This is a genomic window from Rhodobacter lacus (assembly GCF_042683065.1).
Taxonomy (GTDB): Bacteria; Pseudomonadota; Alphaproteobacteria; order Rhodobacterales; family Rhodobacteraceae; genus Rhodobacter; species Rhodobacter lacus.
Genome location: NZ_JBHUIX010000013.1, coordinates 246,156 through 261,457, shown reverse-complemented (window position 1 = coordinate 261,457; position 15,302 = coordinate 246,156). Strand labels below are relative to the sequence as shown.

Annotated in this window: 14 protein-coding genes; 12 read left to right on the top strand and 2 right to left on the bottom strand. The window is 65.2% G+C overall.

The genetic code is table 11. The features are described 5' to 3' along the window. Nucleotides 1–145 precede the first annotated feature (145 nt). From acnA to ACFSM0_RS13395, 3 genes are all read left to right on the top strand, one after another. Nucleotides 146–2,899: an aconitate hydratase AcnA gene (gene acnA, locus ACFSM0_RS13405; protein WP_377391241.1), complete on the top strand. Its 2,754-nt coding sequence runs from the start codon at nt 146–148 to the stop codon at nt 2,897–2,899. 219 nt (nt 2,900–3,118) lie between these two features. After that, nucleotides 3,119–3,703: a CAP domain-containing protein gene (locus ACFSM0_RS13400; RefSeq protein ID WP_377391238.1), complete on the top strand. Its 585-nt coding sequence runs from the start codon at nt 3,119–3,121 to the stop codon at nt 3,701–3,703. Nucleotides 3,704–3,775: 72 nt separating this feature from the next. Further along, complete coding sequence (locus ACFSM0_RS13395; protein ID WP_377391236.1) at nt 3,776–4,090, top strand: TM2 domain-containing protein; 315 nt, start codon at nt 3,776–3,778, stop codon at nt 4,088–4,090. On the opposite strand, the gene mprF is transcribed toward ACFSM0_RS13395, so the two are convergent. Then, nucleotides 4,084–6,690: a bifunctional lysylphosphatidylglycerol flippase/synthetase MprF gene (mprF, locus tag ACFSM0_RS13390; protein ID WP_377391233.1), complete on the bottom strand. Its 2,607-nt coding sequence runs from the start codon at nt 6,688–6,690 to the stop codon at nt 4,084–4,086. The two genes, ACFSM0_RS13395 and mprF, sit on opposite strands and share 7 nt — an antisense overlap. 252 nt (nt 6,691–6,942) lie before the next feature. Next, nucleotides 6,943–7,371, bottom strand: coding sequence for a DUF6314 family protein (locus tag ACFSM0_RS13385; RefSeq protein ID WP_377391230.1), 429 nt, complete (start codon nt 7,369–7,371; stop codon nt 6,943–6,945). A gap of 86 nt (nt 7,372–7,457) precedes the next feature. Here ACFSM0_RS13385 and purB point away from each other — a divergent pair, with 86 nt between their 5' ends. The 9 genes from purB to tpiA all read left to right on the top strand — a co-directional run bounded on the left by purB (nt 7,458) and on the right by tpiA (nt 15,290). Further along, nucleotides 7,458–8,762 (top strand): adenylosuccinate lyase, encoded by a 1,305-nt coding sequence (purB, locus tag ACFSM0_RS13380; protein ID WP_377391227.1) that lies wholly within the window; start codon nt 7,458–7,460, stop codon nt 8,760–8,762. A 104-nt stretch (nt 8,763–8,866) separates the two neighbouring features. Next, nucleotides 8,867–9,922 carry a flagellar motor switch protein FliG gene (locus ACFSM0_RS13375; RefSeq protein ID WP_377391224.1) on the top strand — a complete coding sequence of 352 codons (1,056 nt, stop codon included), beginning with the start codon at nt 8,867–8,869 and terminating at the stop codon, nt 9,920–9,922. A gap of 82 nt (nt 9,923–10,004) precedes the next feature. Further along, nucleotides 10,005–10,148, top strand: a complete 144-nt coding sequence (locus ACFSM0_RS13370) for a hypothetical protein (RefSeq protein WP_377391221.1) — start codon at nt 10,005–10,007, stop codon at nt 10,146–10,148. Between the two features lie 110 nt (nt 10,149–10,258). Continuing rightward, nucleotides 10,259–11,260, top strand: a complete 1,002-nt coding sequence (gene gap, locus ACFSM0_RS13365) for a type I glyceraldehyde-3-phosphate dehydrogenase (RefSeq protein ID WP_377391218.1) — start codon at nt 10,259–10,261, stop codon at nt 11,258–11,260. Between the two features lie 438 nt (nt 11,261–11,698). Continuing rightward, nucleotides 11,699–12,325, top strand: a complete 627-nt coding sequence (locus tag ACFSM0_RS13360; protein ID WP_377391215.1) for a MarC family protein — start codon at nt 11,699–11,701, stop codon at nt 12,323–12,325. A gap of 130 nt (nt 12,326–12,455) precedes the next feature. Then, the gene (locus tag ACFSM0_RS13355) at nt 12,456–12,818 is read left to right on the top strand and encodes an SUF system Fe-S cluster assembly protein (protein WP_097069107.1); all 363 of its coding nucleotides are present in this window, start codon (nt 12,456–12,458) and stop codon (nt 12,816–12,818) included. Between the two features lie 120 nt (nt 12,819–12,938). Then, nucleotides 12,939–14,012, top strand: a complete 1,074-nt coding sequence (locus ACFSM0_RS13350; RefSeq protein ID WP_377391212.1) for an alkene reductase — start codon at nt 12,939–12,941, stop codon at nt 14,010–14,012. Nucleotides 14,013–14,094: 82 nt separating this feature from the next. After that, nucleotides 14,095–14,454, top strand: coding sequence for a HesB/IscA family protein (locus ACFSM0_RS13345; RefSeq protein WP_097069109.1), 360 nt, complete (start codon nt 14,095–14,097; stop codon nt 14,452–14,454). 92 nt (nt 14,455–14,546) lie between these two features. Next, complete coding sequence (tpiA, locus tag ACFSM0_RS13340; protein WP_377391209.1) at nt 14,547–15,290, top strand: triose-phosphate isomerase; 744 nt, start codon at nt 14,547–14,549, stop codon at nt 15,288–15,290. Nucleotides 15,291–15,302: the final 12 nt, after the last annotated feature.

Below are 15,302 nucleotides of genomic sequence, written 5' to 3'. Positions count from 1 at the left end.
GCCCCTTTCGATGCGGACATGCGGCCGTGTTGCGACAAAACGGTGTGCAACGGTATACAAAAAGTGTCTCCGCCCTCTTGATCGACTCCGCCGCATGGGGCACATAGCGATCAAAGACTTCTTTTCAGCCACGGGAGGCACCCCAATGACCGTTGTCACCGGCAAGGATACTGCCAAGACCCGCCGCCAGCTTACCGTTGGCGATGCGAGCTATGCTTATTACTCGATCCCGGCTGCCGAAGCCGCGGGTCTGGGCAATTTCTCGAAGCTGCCCGCCGCGCTGAAGGTGGTGCTTGAGAACCTCTTGCGCTTCGAGGATGGCGGCTTCTCGGTCTCGGTCGAGGACATCAAGGCCTTTGGCGACTGGGCAAAGATGGGCGGCAAGAACCCGCGTGAAATCGCCTACCGCCCGGCGCGCGTGCTGATGCAGGATTTCACCGGCGTGCCCGCCGTGGTCGACCTTGCCGCAATGCGCGACGGCATCAAGGCCCTTGGCGGCGACGCGAAAAAGATCAACCCGCTGGTGCCGGTCGACCTCGTGATCGACCACTCGGTGATGATCGACGAATTCGGCAGCCCGCGCGCCTTCCAGCGCAATGTGGAGCTGGAATACGAGCGCAACATGGAGCGCTACCAGTTCCTCAAATGGGGGCAAGGCGCGTTTGAAAACTTCCGCGTCGTGCCGCCCGGCACCGGCATCTGCCATCAGGTGAACGTGGAATATCTCGCCCAGACCGTCTGGACCGACAAGGATCAGAACGGCGAGACCGTCGCCTACCCCGATACGCTTGTCGGCACCGACAGCCACACCACGATGGTGAACGGCATGGCGGTTCTGGGCTGGGGCGTCGGCGGCATCGAGGCCGAGGCGGCGATGCTGGGCCAACCCGTGTCGATGCTGATCCCGGAAGTTGTCGGCTTCAAGCTCACCGGCGCGCTGGTGGAGGGCTGCACCGGCACCGACCTCGTGCTGAAGGTCGTGCAGATGCTGCGCAAACATGGCGTGGTCGGCAAATTCGTGGAATTCTGGGGCGAAGGGCTCGACAAGCTGCCGCTCGCGCAGCGCGCCACCATCGCCAACATGGCGCCCGAATATGGCGCGACCTGCGGCTTCTTCCCGATCGACGACGAGACCCTGCGCTACCTGCGCCAGACCGGCCGCTCCGAAGAGCGCATCGCGCTCGTCGAGGCCTATGCGAAGGAAAACGGCTTCTGGCGCGGTGCGGATTATGCGCCGGTCTATTCCTCGACGCTGGAACTCGACATGGGCACCATCGTGCCCGCGATCTCGGGCCCCAAACGCCCGCAGGACTACCTGCCGCTGACCGATGCGAAAGCGAGCTTCGCCAAGGTTGTCGCCGATTACCGCGGCGTTGACATGACCTCAGAGGGCAAGGACATGGCCGCCGAGGGCGGGCTTGCCGTGGCCCCCAAAACCGGGCTCAAATCGGTGCCGGTCGAGGGCAAGGGCTACAATGTGGGCGATGGCTCGGTGGTGATCGCCTCGATCACGTCATGCACCAACACCTCGAACCCCTATGTGCTGATCGGCGCGGGGCTTGTCGCGCGCAAGGCGCGCGCGCTTGGGCTCACCCCCAAGCCTTGGGTGAAAACCTCGCTCGCGCCGGGGTCTCAGGTCGTGCAGGAATATCTGGCGGCTGCCGGGCTGCAAGAAGACCTCGACGCGATGGGCTTCAACATCGTCGGCTTTGGCTGCACCACCTGCATCGGCAACTCCGGCCCCCTCGGCACGCCGGAGATCTCCAAGGCGATCAACGACAATGACCTCGTCGCCGCGGCGGTGCTGTCGGGCAACCGCAACTTCGAGGGCCGGATCAGCCCGGATGTGCGCGCGAACTTCCTCGCCTCGCCGCCGCTCGTGGTCGCCTATGCGATCGCGGGGGATATGAACATCGACCTCTCGAGCGAACCGATTGCCCAGACGCCCGAGGGCAAGCCGGTGTTCCTCAAAGACATCTGGCCGTCGGACAAGGAAATCGCGGACCTGGTCGAAAAATGCGTCACCCGCGCGGCCTTCATCGCGAAATACGCCGATGTGTTCAAAGGCGATGCGAACTGGCAGGGCGTGAAAACGACCGAGGGCGAGACCTATGACTGGCCCGCCGCCTCGACCTATATCCAGAACCCGCCCTATTTCCGCGGCATGTCCTCCGAGCCGGGCACGATCTCGAACGTCACATCGGCGCGCGTGCTCGCCGTTCTGGGCGACATGATCACCACCGACCACATCTCTCCGGCGGGGTCGTTCAAGCCCACCACGCCGGCGGGCAAATACCTCACCGAGCGGGGCGTTGCGCCGAAAGACTTCAACAGCTACGGCTCGCGCCGCGGCAACCATGAAGTGATGATGCGCGGCACCTTTGCCAATATCCGCATCAAGAACGAGATGCTCGACGGCGTCGAGGGCGGCTACACCAAGGGCCCGGATGGCGCGCAGACGACGATCTACGACGCCTCGATGGAATATCAGGCGGCGGGCGTGCCGCTCGTGATCTTTGGCGGCATCGAATATGGCGCGGGCTCCTCGCGTGACTGGGCGGCGAAGGGCACGAACCTTCTGGGCGTCAAGGCGGTTGTGGCAGAGAGCTTCGAGCGCATCCACCGCTCGAACCTGATCGGCATGGGTGTCATTCCGTTCGAGTTCACCGAGGGGCAAAACCGCAAGTCGCTGGGCCTCACCGGCGACGAGGTGGTGACGATCGAAGGGCTTGAGGGCGATATCAAGCCGCTCTCGCTCGTGCCCTGCACGATCACCCGCGCCGATGGCGCGCAGGTCAAGATCATGCTGAAAAGCCGGATCGATACCGAGGTGGAGATCGAATATCTGAAAAACGGCGGCGTGCTGCACTACGTGCTGCGCAACCTCGCCAAGAGCTGAACTTTGCCGACTGCGGCACCACGGCGGCCCCTCGGGGCCGCCTTTTTATTGCGTCAAGCCGCCATTACGGTCCAATCTGAACGGGCTTTGAGACAACCGCCACGGCCCCGACACGGGGCTGCCCCGGTTTTGCCCCCGCTCCGGGGCAGGGTCGAGGCTCAACCGCGCCCTGCCTGACCGGGTGCACTCCCGACGACCAGATGCCAGGACCACCTTGCCATGACCTCTCGTTTCGCCGCGTGCCGCCTGCCCGCCCTTGCCGCCGCGCTTGTTGCGCTTTCCGCCTGCGTTTCCGCCACACCGCCCGCTGTCGCGCCCTCCGGGCCGGCCCCGAAGCTGCCGGGCCGCGTGGTCTGGACCGATGGCCACAACCCGATTGCCGTCGCGCAAGCGGGCAGCGCGATCTGCCCCGCCACCTCCGCGGCCATGGCCGCGCAGGGGCTCGCCGCAACCAATGCGCAACGCCGCGCGGCAGGCCTGCCCCCGCTCGCGGGCAACCGCAGCCTCGATGCCGCCGCCGCCGCCCATGCCTGTGACATGGCGCGTCGGGGCACGATGACCCATCAGGGCACCACGACCTCCGGCCCGATGGCGCGCGCCAAGGCGCATGGCTACCGCCCGCAGCTCATTGCCGAGAACATCGCCGCCGGACGGTTCGAGATTTCGGGCGTGCTCGCGCAATGGAACGCCTCGCCCAAGCACCGCGAGAATATCGAGATCCCGTCGATGCGCGATTTCGGCATTGGCATGGCCACCGCCGCCGATGGCAAGACCACCTTCTGGACCGCCGTTTACGCCAAGTAGCGCGTGCCGCGGCCCCGCCCCTTGAAGCGGGGCCGCATGGTCCCATATCTCCTCCATGTTAAGGAGGATCACATGACCGATCGCGCGCTCTGGATCGAACAACGGGTCGCCAATGACGGCCCCTCGGCGCTTGTCGCCTATTTGCTGTGGTTCTTCCTCGGCTTCTTCGGGGTGCACCGGTTCTACCTCGGCCGCTGGATCTCTGGGCTTTTGATGCTGATCCTGTTCGGCATCGGCTCGGCGCTGACGTTTTTGCTCGTGGGCTATATTCCGTTGGCGCTGGTGGGGCTCTGGTGGGCGCTTGATGCGCTCCTGATCCCCGGCATGATCGCCACCGACCGCGCCTTTTTGCGGATGCGGCTGATGCGTGAGACCGGCGGTTACTGACCCTTCCGGCCCAAAAGCCCGCGCGGCCCGCCCGAGATCAGCATCGCCACATCGGCCATTGCCACCATCGGCGAAACGCCCACCGGCAGCGCGATGTAGCGCGGGCGCCATTGCGGGTTGAACTTCGCCTTGAAGGCGCGCAGCCCCTCGAAATTGTAGAACGCGCCGCCGTGGCGGAACATCAGCGCGCCGAAATGGTGCCAGAGCCGTTCCGTGCGGCGGGTGGAAAGCCCGGCGAGCGGCGCCATGCCAAGGCTGAACTCCGCGGCCCCCTCGCGCTGGTAATGCTCGATCAGCGCAAGGAAGATGAATTCGATCATCCCCGAGGCATCGCCCGGGCGGTAGCGCATCAGATCGACGGCGACCTTCTTGCCTGCGCCCGGCGCCAGCACCGAGGCGAAGGCAAGCGCCGCGCCGCCGCGCCGCGCCACCGCAATCGGGAAGTGGCGCAGGTAATCGGCATCGAACCGGCCCACGGAGAAGCGCTTTTCCTGCCCCGCCTTGCTGGCGAGCCACGCCTCCGAGATCGGGCGCAGCTCCTCGATCAGCGCAGCGCTGTGGGGCGGCTGGTGGACCTCAAGCGCGAGCCCCTCCCGCGCGGCCTTGTTATGCGCCGCCCGCATCGATTTGAAACGCGCCCCCGAAAGGGTGAAGGTCGAGAGGTTGATCACCGCCTCCTCGCCCACCTTGTGCGCGGCAAGGCCCATCTCGATCATGCGCGGCAATTGCCATTCGGAGATTTCGTAAAACACCGGACGGCAGTTCGCCTGTTGCGCGGCCTCGACGAAATCCCAGCCGAGGTCGTCAAAATAGCGCATGTCGCCCACCGGATCGCCGAGCGCGATCCAGCTCTTGCGGCGGCGCGCAAACATCAGGAAGGACGCGCCCTCGCCCGCAAACCGCAGCTCCTTGTCGCCCGAGAGCGCGAGGCAGGCGGTGGGATTGTCTTGCGCGTCGATCACCGCGCGCGCGGTGCGCAACGCTTCTGCCGGGGTGCGCGGGCTGCGCCGGCCAAGCGGTTGCAACGCAAGATATGTGGTGAAGATCAGAAGGATCGCCGAGCCCACAAGCCCCGCCCGCAGCGAGCGCGGCGTGGTGGCGTTTTGCGCGAAATCAATCCAGAGGCTGTGCGAATAGGGCGTGGCGGCATGGACGAAGACGAAGAAGAGCACGACCGCGATAATGACGGCGGTGACAAGCGCGATCCAGGCCGGGCCGAACACGCCATCGGTGATCTTTGCCTCGCGGTAGAACTCGCGCCGGAACGGCCAAAGGAGCACCGCGCCGCCTGCCAGCACAAGCGCGCTCTCGTAATCGAAATTGTTGAGCAACACGGCAACGATGCCGCCGCCAATCGCGGCAAGGGTGAGCCAGAAGGCCCCGGCGACCCGGCGAATGAGCCCGTGCGAGAGAATGAGCAGCACCGCGCCCGCGACCGAGGAGACGAGCGTGCCGCCCTCGAGCAAGATCGCGCCGACGAGGTCATCCTTGTCATGGAGCGTCGGCACCGAGGGCAGGAGCGAGAGCGCGAGGAGATAGGCGCCAAGCCCGAAGGCCCAGGCCCCCGAGAGCCAGGGCACCATGCCAGCGACGGCGTTGAAGGCGGGGCGCATCGGGTCCGAGATCTCGCCAAAGAGCCGCACCGCCCAGCCGCCCGCGAGCCGCGCCTCGTTGAGCGAAACGATGACGAAAGCGAGCGCGAAGGGGATGAGGTAATAGATCACCCGGAACATCAAAAGCGCGGCCGCCACCTCGCCCGCCGCCGTGCCCTGCGGCATCGCCGCCATCACCACGGTCTCGAACACGCCCACGCCGCCCGGCACATGGCTCAGCACGCCCACCATCGTTGCGGTGGCGTAAATTGCGAGAAAGGTGACAAAATCGGGCGCGCCGGGGGGCAGGAGCACATAGAGCGTCGTTGCCGCCATCGTGCTGTCAAAGAGCGCGACCACCATCTGGCCCGAGAGGATGCGCGGGCGCGGCATGGCAATCTCGAACTTGCCGAGTTTCAGCACCTTGCCGGAGATGCCAAGCGCATAGAGAAGCGCCAGCGTCAGCCCCCCCCCCGAAAGCGCGAGGAGCCGCACCGTTTGCTCGGAGAGCGGCAACAGGCTGGCCAGTGCTGCCGGGTGCGCGGCCAGCGCAAACACCCCCACAAGCGAGAGCCCCGTGCCCATCGCAAGCGCGATATAGGAGGCGAGCGCCGCCACCTCGAAAGCATTGAGCCCGAAGGCGGAATAGATCCGGTAGCGCACCGCCCCGCCCGAAAGCACCGAAATGCCGATGGTATTGCCGAAGGCATAGCCCAAAAAGCCGCCCAGCGCGACCACGCGGAGCGGCAGCTTTTTCTCCAGATATTGCAGCGCCCAGAAATCATAGCCGATCAGCGCGGTATAACCGAGCGCGGTGGCGCCAAGCGCGATCGCAAAGATATGGTGTGGCGTGGCCTGAATTTGCGCCACGATCTCGGCGGCATCGACATCGCGCAACAGGTGCTGCAGCGCCCAGATGCCCAGCCCAAAGAGCGAGAAGCCCAGAACCACCGGGCCGAGATGGCGCAGCTTGCCCGGGCTTGCGGCACCGGCCTCGCGCTTGCTCATCCACACTCTCCCTGCATTCCTTAGGCTCTGCCTCTGAGATACCGATTTTGCGCGCGGTTACAAGCTTTGCCCCCCGCGCGAGCGCGCGGCGGGCAGATTTGGCGGCCAGATTTGGCGGTGCAGCAGGGGCCAGGGGCGAAAAGGGACACTCTGCACCCCCGGAGCTATCGAGGGGCGCGGGCTCAGTCGCCATCCCGCGGCTCGACCGGAGGGCTCCGGGGGTGCCTCTGCCGGGCGGCAAAGAGCGGTGTCTCAGGCGCGCTTATAGCGCGAGATCATTTCATAATCCTTGTGCGGGCCCGACACGCGCCAAGTGGCGCTCCAATCCGGCCAGCGGGAAAAGTCGTAGTCCACCCGGTAGTCATCGGGGTCGCACCAATGGGCTGCCGTTGCCTGCCCCGAAAGCGCGAAAGCATGAAACGGCCGACCATCCTCGAAGAAAACCTCGATCCGCGGCGGCACCGGACGCCAGAGATAGGTGCGCGTCGCAAGAACCGGGGTCTCTTCTCCCAGAGTCAGATAGCCACTCTCATTCCAATTCCAAGTCCCCGGAGGGGCGCTTTTTGCATCCCGCTGCAATTCGGCTGTGCCGATGAAATGGCCGGGCTGGCCGCCGAAGCGGTCGTCGATCCACCGCTCCATCTGCCAGAGCCCCTCGAAATCAGTGATTGCCCGCGTCATTGCTGCCTCTCCTTGCCAGATCGCTTGCCCCGCAAGCCCCGCCAGTCTATCAACCGCCAACCCCGCCACAAGCAAGAGGCCTGCCCATGATCCCGCGCTACGCCCGCAAAGAGATGGTCGACATCTGGGAACCCGCCACCAAGTTCAAGATCTGGTATGAGATCGAAGCCCATGCCTGCGATGCGCAGGCCGCGCTCGGCGTGATTCCGAAGGCCAATGCCGAGGCCGTCTGGAAGGCGAAGGATGTGGCGTTTGACGTGGCGCGGATCGACGAGATCGAGTCCGTCACGAAACATGATGTGATCGCCTTTCTCACCCATCTGGCCGAGCATATCGGCTCGGAGGATGCGCGCTTTGTCCATCAGGGCATGACCTCCTCGGATGTGCTCGACACCACGCTCAACATCCAGCTCGTGCGCGCCGCCGATATTCTGCTCAAAGACATGGACCGGGTGCTGGCGGCGCTGAAAAAGCGCGCCTTTGAACACAAGGACACGGTGCGGATCGGGCGCAGCCACGGCATCCATGCCGAACCGACGACGATGGGCCTGACCTTCGCGCGCTTCTATGCCGAGATGGACCGTGGCCGGGCGCGCCTTGTGAACGCCCGCGCAGAAGTGGCGACGGGCGCGATTTCGGGCGCGGTCGGCACCTTCGCCAATATCGACCCGGCGGTCGAGGAACATGTCTGCGCCGCGCTTGGCCTCACGCCCGAGCCGATCTCGACGCAGGTGATCCCGCGCGACCGGCATGCGATGTTCTTTGCCACGCTCGGCGTGATTGCCTCCTCGATCGAGAATATCGCGATCGAGATCCGCCACATGCAACGCACCGAGGTGCTGGAGGCGGAAGAGTTCTTCTCCAAGGGGCAGAAGGGCTCCTCGGCGATGCCCCACAAGCGCAACCCCGTGCTGACCGAAAACCTCACCGGGCTCTCGCGCCTTGTGCGCATGTGCGTGGTGCCGGCGATGGAGAACGTGGCGCTCTGGCATGAGCGCGACATCTCGCACAGCTCGGTGGAACGCGGCATTGCCCCCGATGCGACCATCACCCTCGATTTTGCCCTCAACCGGCTTGCGGGTGTGGTCGAGAACCTCGTGATCTACCCCGAGAACATGCTCAAAAACATGAACAAGTTTAAGGGTCTGGTGATGAGCCAGCGGGTGCTTCTGGCGCTGACGCAAGCGGGGGTGAGCCGCGAGGACGCGTATCGCCTCGTGCAGCGCAACGCGATGAAAGTTTGGGAAAAGGGCGCTGATTTCAAGACCGAACTGCTGGCCGATGCGGAAGTGACCGCCGCGCTCTCCCCTGCCGAGATCGAGGAAAAATTCGACCTTGGCTATCACACCAAACATGTCGACACGATTTTCAAGCGCGTGTTTGGCGCCTGAGATCAGATCCGCGCCGGGGCGAAATTTGCGTTTGCCCCGGCGCTGCTAACCCGCGTTTAACCGCACCCTGCGAAGTTCGGATCGAACAGGTTTCGGAGTCGCGCGTGAACGCCATTACCCCCAGATCCGCCCTCGGTGCGATGGCCCGGCCGGGCCATGCCCGTCCCCTCCTGAGCCGCCGTCAGAAAGCCGCCGTGGTGGTGCAGCTGCTGTCCACCGCCGGGGTCAAACTGCCGCTCGACGAACTCTCCGACGATCAGCAAACCATGCTTGCCGAGACCATCGCGCATTTGCGGCTGATCGACCGCGAAACGATGGTTGGCGTTGTCAACGAATTCTGCACCGAGCTCGAGGCCGTGGGCATCGCCTTTCCGGGCGGGCTCGATGGCGCGCTCAAGCTGCTCGACGGCCAGCTCTCCGCCTCTGCCGCCACCCGGATTCGCCGCATGGCCTCGGGCACCTCGCGCGCCGACCCGTGGGAGCGGATCACCGGGCTTTCCGGCGAATTGCTGCTGCCGGTGCTGCTCGAGGAAAGCATCGAGGTCGGCGCGGTGATGCTCTCCAAACTCTCTGTCGCGCGCTCGGCGGAACTGCTCTCCAAAGTGCCGACGGAAAAGGCGCGCAAGCTTGCCTATGCGGTCTCGCTCACCGGCAATGTGGCGCCCGAGACGGTGCAGCGCATCGGCACCGCCCTCGCCGACCAGCTCGACGCGCAGCCCGCGCGCGCCTTTGAAACCGGTCCCGTTGAACGGGTGGGCGCGATCCTCAACTTCTCGCCCGCCGCAACCCGCGACGATGTGCTCAAGGGCCTCGACGAGGAAGACAAGGTCTTTGCCGATCAGGTGCGCAAGGCGATCTTCACCTTCACCAATATTCCGGCCCGGATCGAGCCGCGCGACCTGCCGAAGATTTTGCGGGCAGTCGACCAGAGCCGCCTGATCCTCGCGCTCGCCGGCGCCAAGGGCGACAACCAGAAAGCGGTGGAATTCATCCTCGCCAACATGTCTCAGCGGATGGCGCAAAACCTGCGCGACGAAATGGCGAACCTGAAGAAGCCGAAGGAAAAGGACGTGGAAGAGGCGATGAACGAGATCGTTGCCGCGATCCGCGAACTGGAATCGCGCGGCGAGCTGTTCCTCGTCGCGGAAGACGGCGAATAACACCGCGCGCCCAGGTCTCTGCCACTTTTCCCCGCTCTGGCGCTCGTTTAGGGTGCCCGGGCGCGCAGGCCGGGAGGGGCGGATGACCGACAAGATCGCAATCTGGATCGCCACCATCGTGGTGCTGTTTTTCGGCATTGACGCGCTCGTCTTTGACGGGTTCTCCGCCGTGTTTCTCGCGCACAGGATGCTCGATCTCATCGACTGGGTGGCATTCTGGCGCTGACGCGCGGTTTGGCCGCTGCAAAGCGATCTGCCCGCGCAGTCTTGTGTTGACCTTTGGCGCGTCTTGGCGAAGGGTGCGGCGACCCTCGGACAAGGCCAAAGGAGGCGAGAATGGCAGTCAAGGTAGCGATCAACGGTTTCGGACGGATCGGCCGCAACGTGTTGCGTGCAATCATCGAATCGGGGCGGACCGATATCGAAGTGGTGGCGATCAACGATCTGGGCCCGGTGGAAACCAACGCCCACCTGCTGCGCTTCGACAGCGTGCATGGCCGCTTCCCCGCCACCGTGACCACCGGCGAAGACTGGATTGATGTTGGCCGCGGGCCGATCAAGGTGACGGCCATCCGCAACCCGGCGGAGCTGCCCTGGGGCGATGTCGACATCGCCATGGAATGCACCGGCATCTTCACCACCAAGGAAAAAGCCTCGGCGCATCTGCAAAACGGCTCGAAGCGCGTGCTCGTTTCGGCGCCCTGCGACGGCGCCGACAAGACCATCGTTTTCGGTGTGAACGATGCCGTGCTGACCAAAGAAGACCTCGTCGTCTCGAACGCGTCCTGCACCACCAACTGCCTCTCGCCCGTCGCGAAAGTCCTCAACGATGCGATCGGCATCGAAAAAGGCTTCATGACCACGATCCACTCCTACACCGGCGACCAGCCGACGCTCGATACGATGCACAAGGATCTCTACCGCGCCCGCGCCGCGGCGCTGTCGATGATCCCGACCTCGACCGGGGCGGCGAAAGCCGTGGGCCTCGTGCTGCCGGAACTCAAGGGCAAGCTCGATGGCGTCGCGATCCGCGTGCCGACGCCGAACGTTTCGGTCGTTGACCTCGTGTTCGAAGCCAAGCGCGCCACCACGGTGGACGAAGTGAACGCCGCGATCGAAGCCGCCGCCGATGGCCCGCTCAAGGGCGTGCTGGGCTATACCAAGCTCAAGAACGTCTCGTCGGACTTCAACCACGACCCCCATTCCTCGGTGTTCCACATGGATCAGACCAAGGTGATGGACGGCACGATGGTCCGCATTTTGACCTGGTATGACAACGAATGGGGCTTCTCCAACCGCATGGGCGATACCGCCGTGGCGATGGGCAAGCTCATCTGAGCCGGTCTTTGACCGATGCGAGCAAAGATCGGGGCGCGCCAGCAGGCGCGCCCTTTTCGTTGCAGCCTTGCAGCGGGCGCAACGCCGCCTTGCCGGAACCGGGCTTGCGGACCGCGGCGCAAAATCGCATGATCTGGTTAGAAAAACTGACCACATAAGGCGAAACAAAGCCACCTCCCCGCGCCTCAGGCGGGTCCGGCGCTCCTCCTCCCCAGCCGGACCCGCCCCTCTTCCTCCGGGGCGCGCCCAACACGGCCATTGGCCGCACGCTCTCCCATGACTGCGTCCAGAGCGGACAGGGGCCTTCGGGCCCCTTTTTGTTGCCAAGCTTCCCCCTTTTCGTCGCGGCTGGCGCGGAAGTGAGCGCTGCAGGCGTGGCGCCCGGGGGCAGGGGATGGTAGCATCATCAAAACCCTGAAATCGTGAGGAAAGACCGACGTGCTCGCCCCCGCCCAGATCTTGCAGGAATTTGTCACGCTCTGGGTGGTGATCGACCCGATCGGCACTTTGCCGGTGTTTCTGGCCGTCACCACCGGGCTGAGCGCAGCACAGCGCCGCGCGGTGGCAACGCGCGCGGTGGCGGTCGCCTTTGGCGTGCTCGTGCTCTTCCTGCTCGCCGGGCAGATGGTGCTCGAAGCGCTCGGCCTTGCACTGCCCTCGTTCCAGATCGCGGGCGGCATCATCCTGTTTCTGTTCGCGCTGACGATGATTTTTGGCCATTCCAAACCCGAGGAAGAGATCGCCGCGGCGGAACGGGTGAGCCGCACCTCGGTGTTTCCGGTGGCGATCCCCTCGATCGCCTCTCCCGGCGCCATGCTCGCGGTGGTGGTGCTGACCGATAACGACCGCTTCTCTCTGGCCCATCAGGCGGTCACCGGGGCGCTGATGGGGGTGGTGCTTTTGTGCACGCTGGCGATTCTGCTCGCCGCGGCGCCGCTCCACCGGGTGCTTGGCACCACCGGCGAAGCGGTGATCAGCCGGGTGATGGGGATGGTGCTGGCGGCGGTCGCGGTCGATGCGGTGCTGCGCGGGCTGGTCACGCTGGGGGCGCTGGCGCCGTTCTGAGCCGCATCTGCCTGCTTTCGCGCCATCAGCCTGGCACGCGCAGCCCCCTGCGGCGCGGCGCGCTTTCCCGGGCTTTACGTTGCGCATAGATACCTTATATAAATTCTTGGATTTTGCAGGGGAGACCCAGATGACCGATGCCCAGCCGCTCTCCGAAGGGGACCCGCTGATTGCGCCTTCCGACCTCGACCACCCGCTTTACGATGCGGTGGTGGATGCGTGCCGAACCGTCTATGACCCGGAAATTCCGGTCAATATTTACGACCTCGGGCTGATCTACACGATCAAGATCGGCGCCGACGGGGTGGTCAAGATCATCATGACGCTGACCGCGCCGGGCTGCCCGGTGGCGGGCGAGATGCCGCAATGGCTGCAAGATGCGGTCGAGGCGGTTGAGGGCGTGCAGCGCTGCGAGATCGAGATGACCTTCGACCCGGCCTGGGGCATGGACATGATGTCTGAAGAGGCGCGGCTGGAACTCGGCTTCATGTAAGCGCCCTTCGGTGCATCCGCGCGCGGCGATTGTGCACGGATGCTCTTGCCTGCGCGCCGCGGAGCCCTAGCCTCTCGGCATCCGCGACGGGCCCGGCCCGCGCAGCTGAAGGAGGTTTTGATGCCCGATACCCTGTTCACCCCCGGCACGCTTGGCGCGATCGAGATCGCCAACCGCGTGCTGATGGCCCCGCTCACCCGCAACCGCGCCCCCGAGGGGATCGCCACCGATCTGATGGTGACCTATTACCGCCAGCGCGCCTCGGCGGGGCTGATCGTCTCTGAGGGCACACAGATTTCGCAGCTGGCGCAGGGCTATGCCTGGACGCCGGGAATTTATACCGAGGCGCAGGCCGAGGCTTGGGCCAAGGTGACCGCCGCCGTTCATGCCGAAGGCGGCAAGATCGTCGCCCAGCTCTGGCATGTGGGCCGGGTGTCGCATCCCTCGATCATTGGCGGCGTTCCCCCGGTTGCGCCCTCCGCCCTGTCTGCAGGCGCAAAAACCTTTGACGGCAAAGGCTTTGTCGAAACGTCCCTGCCGCGCGCCATGACCGCGGAAGACATCGAGCGCACCTACCTTGATTACGGCCATGCCGCGCAGCTCGCCAAACAGGCGGGTTTTGACGGGGTCGAGCTGCATGCCGCGAACGGCTATCTGATCGACCAGTTCCTGCGCGACACCTCGAACACCCGCACCGATGAGTGGGGCGGCTCTTTCGCCAACCGTGCCCGCGTGCTCGAAGGTGCGCTCGATGCGCTGATCGGCGTCTGGGGGCCGGGGCGCGTCGGCGTGCGGATCTCGCCGTTCTCGAACGCCAACAACATCGGGTTCGACAGCGACACGCCCGGCCTTTTTGCCCATGTGGTCGAGGTGCTCAACGCCCGCCCGCTCGCCTTCGTTCATATGGTCGAGGGGCAAACCGGCGGCCCGCGCGACTGGCCCGCGGGCGCGCTTGAGGCGCTGCGCGAGCGCATCGCCGCGCCCTATGTGGCCAACAACGGCTATGACCGCGCCTCGGCGCTGGCGGTCGTGGCCGAGGGCAAGGCCGCTGCGGTGGCCTTTGGCCGCCCCTTCATCGCCAACCCGGATCTGCCCGCGCGGCTTGAGGCCGGGGCCGATCTGAACCCGCTGCGCCCCGAGTTGCTTTATGGCGGCGGCGCCGAAGGCTACACCGATTACCCGGCCCTCGGCTGAGCCGAAATCCGGGCAGGGCGGCTTGTCGCGCCGCCCTGCCCTTCCTATCTTGAACAGACCCCCTCTTGTGCAGGACATTCCCATGTTTGCGATTCCCGGCCAGGTGCCCGTGACCCTCACCCCCGCTGCCGTCGCGCAGATTGCCGCGATGATGGCGCGTGAAAATGCGGCGGGCTTCCGCATCGGCGTGAAAAAGGGCGGCTGCGCGGGGATGGAATATACGATGGAAGTGGCCGCAGAGGCCGACCCGATGGATATCGTGGTCGAGGAAGGCCCGGCGCGGGTGCTGATCGCGCCGCTCGCGCAGATGTTTCTGCTCGGCACCGAGATCGACTATGAAGAAGGGCTTCTGGAAGCCGGCTTCAAGTTCCGCAATCCGAACGTTGTGGAAAGCTGCGGCTGCGGTGAATCGGTGAAATTCCGCGATACTGCCGAGGGTTGAGCGGCGCGCCTTTGCGCCACAATGGCCCGATTTCCCTTGCGCCGCGCCGCGCACAGCCTAATCTGCGCTCGATTTGACCGAAGGAGGATCGCATGCGCAGAAAGCTGGCCGCGGGCAATTGGAAGATGAACGGCACGAAGGCGAGCCTCAGTGAGGTGGCGGCGCTGATCGCAGCCCACCCGAGCCCGAAATCCGAAGTGCTGCTCTGCCCGCCCGCAACGCTTGTGGCGGCGATGGCGGAGGCCGCGGGCGGCAAGATCGCCGTCGGCGGGCAGGATTGCCACATGAAGGCCGCCGGCGCGCATACCGGCGACATTTCCGCCGAAATGCTTGTTGATTGCGGCGCCACGCATGTGATCCTTGGCCATTCCGAGCGCCGCGCCGATCATGGCGAGACAAGCGCGCTCATCTGTGCCAAAGCCGAAGCCGCGCGCAAGGCCGGGCTCGTGGCTGTGGTCTGCGTGGGCGAGACCGAAGCGCAGCGCGACGCGGGCGAAACGCTCGACATCGTCGGCACGCAGTTGCGCGTTTCGCTGCCCGAAGGGGCGACGGGCGCCAATACGGTGATTGCCTATGAGCCGGTCTGGGCGATTGGCACCGGGCGCACGCCGACGCTTGAACAGATCGCGGAGGTGCATGATTTCATGCATGCCGAACTGGTGGCCCGCTTCGGCGAAGAGGGCGCGGCGATGCGGCTTCTTTACGGCGGCTCGGTGAAACCCTCGAATGCCGCCGAGATTTTCGCGACCTCGAATGTGGATGGCGCGCTTGTGGGCGGCGCGAGCCTCAAGGCCGCCGATTTCGGCGCCATTCTGGCCGCGCTCGACGCGGCCTGACAGACAGAAGGG

Coding starts and splice junctions, on each gene's coding strand:
- ACFSM0_RS13395 (WP_377391236.1), top strand. CDS start 3,776: ATGACCGATCGCGCGCTCTGGATCGAACAACGGGTCGCCAATGACGGC.
- ACFSM0_RS13350 (WP_377391212.1), top strand. CDS start 12,939: ATGCCCGATACCCTGTTCACCCCCGGCACGCTTGGCGCGATCGAGATC.
- ACFSM0_RS13385 (WP_377391230.1), bottom strand. CDS start 7,371: ATGACGCGGGCAATCACTGATTTCGAGGGGCTCTGGCAGATGGAGCGG.
- gap (WP_377391218.1), top strand. CDS start 10,259: ATGGCAGTCAAGGTAGCGATCAACGGTTTCGGACGGATCGGCCGCAAC.
- ACFSM0_RS13400 (WP_377391238.1), top strand. CDS start 3,119: ATGACCTCTCGTTTCGCCGCGTGCCGCCTGCCCGCCCTTGCCGCCGCG.
- ACFSM0_RS13355 (WP_097069107.1), top strand. CDS start 12,456: ATGACCGATGCCCAGCCGCTCTCCGAAGGGGACCCGCTGATTGCGCCT.
- mprF (WP_377391233.1), bottom strand. CDS start 6,690: ATGAGCAAGCGCGAGGCCGGTGCCGCAAGCCCGGGCAAGCTGCGCCAT.
- ACFSM0_RS13370 (WP_377391221.1), top strand. CDS start 10,005: ATGACCGACAAGATCGCAATCTGGATCGCCACCATCGTGGTGCTGTTT.
- acnA (WP_377391241.1), top strand. CDS start 146: ATGACCGTTGTCACCGGCAAGGATACTGCCAAGACCCGCCGCCAGCTT.
- tpiA (WP_377391209.1), top strand. CDS start 14,547: ATGCGCAGAAAGCTGGCCGCGGGCAATTGGAAGATGAACGGCACGAAG.
- purB (WP_377391227.1), top strand. CDS start 7,458: ATGATCCCGCGCTACGCCCGCAAAGAGATGGTCGACATCTGGGAACCC.
- ACFSM0_RS13345 (WP_097069109.1), top strand. CDS start 14,095: ATGTTTGCGATTCCCGGCCAGGTGCCCGTGACCCTCACCCCCGCTGCC.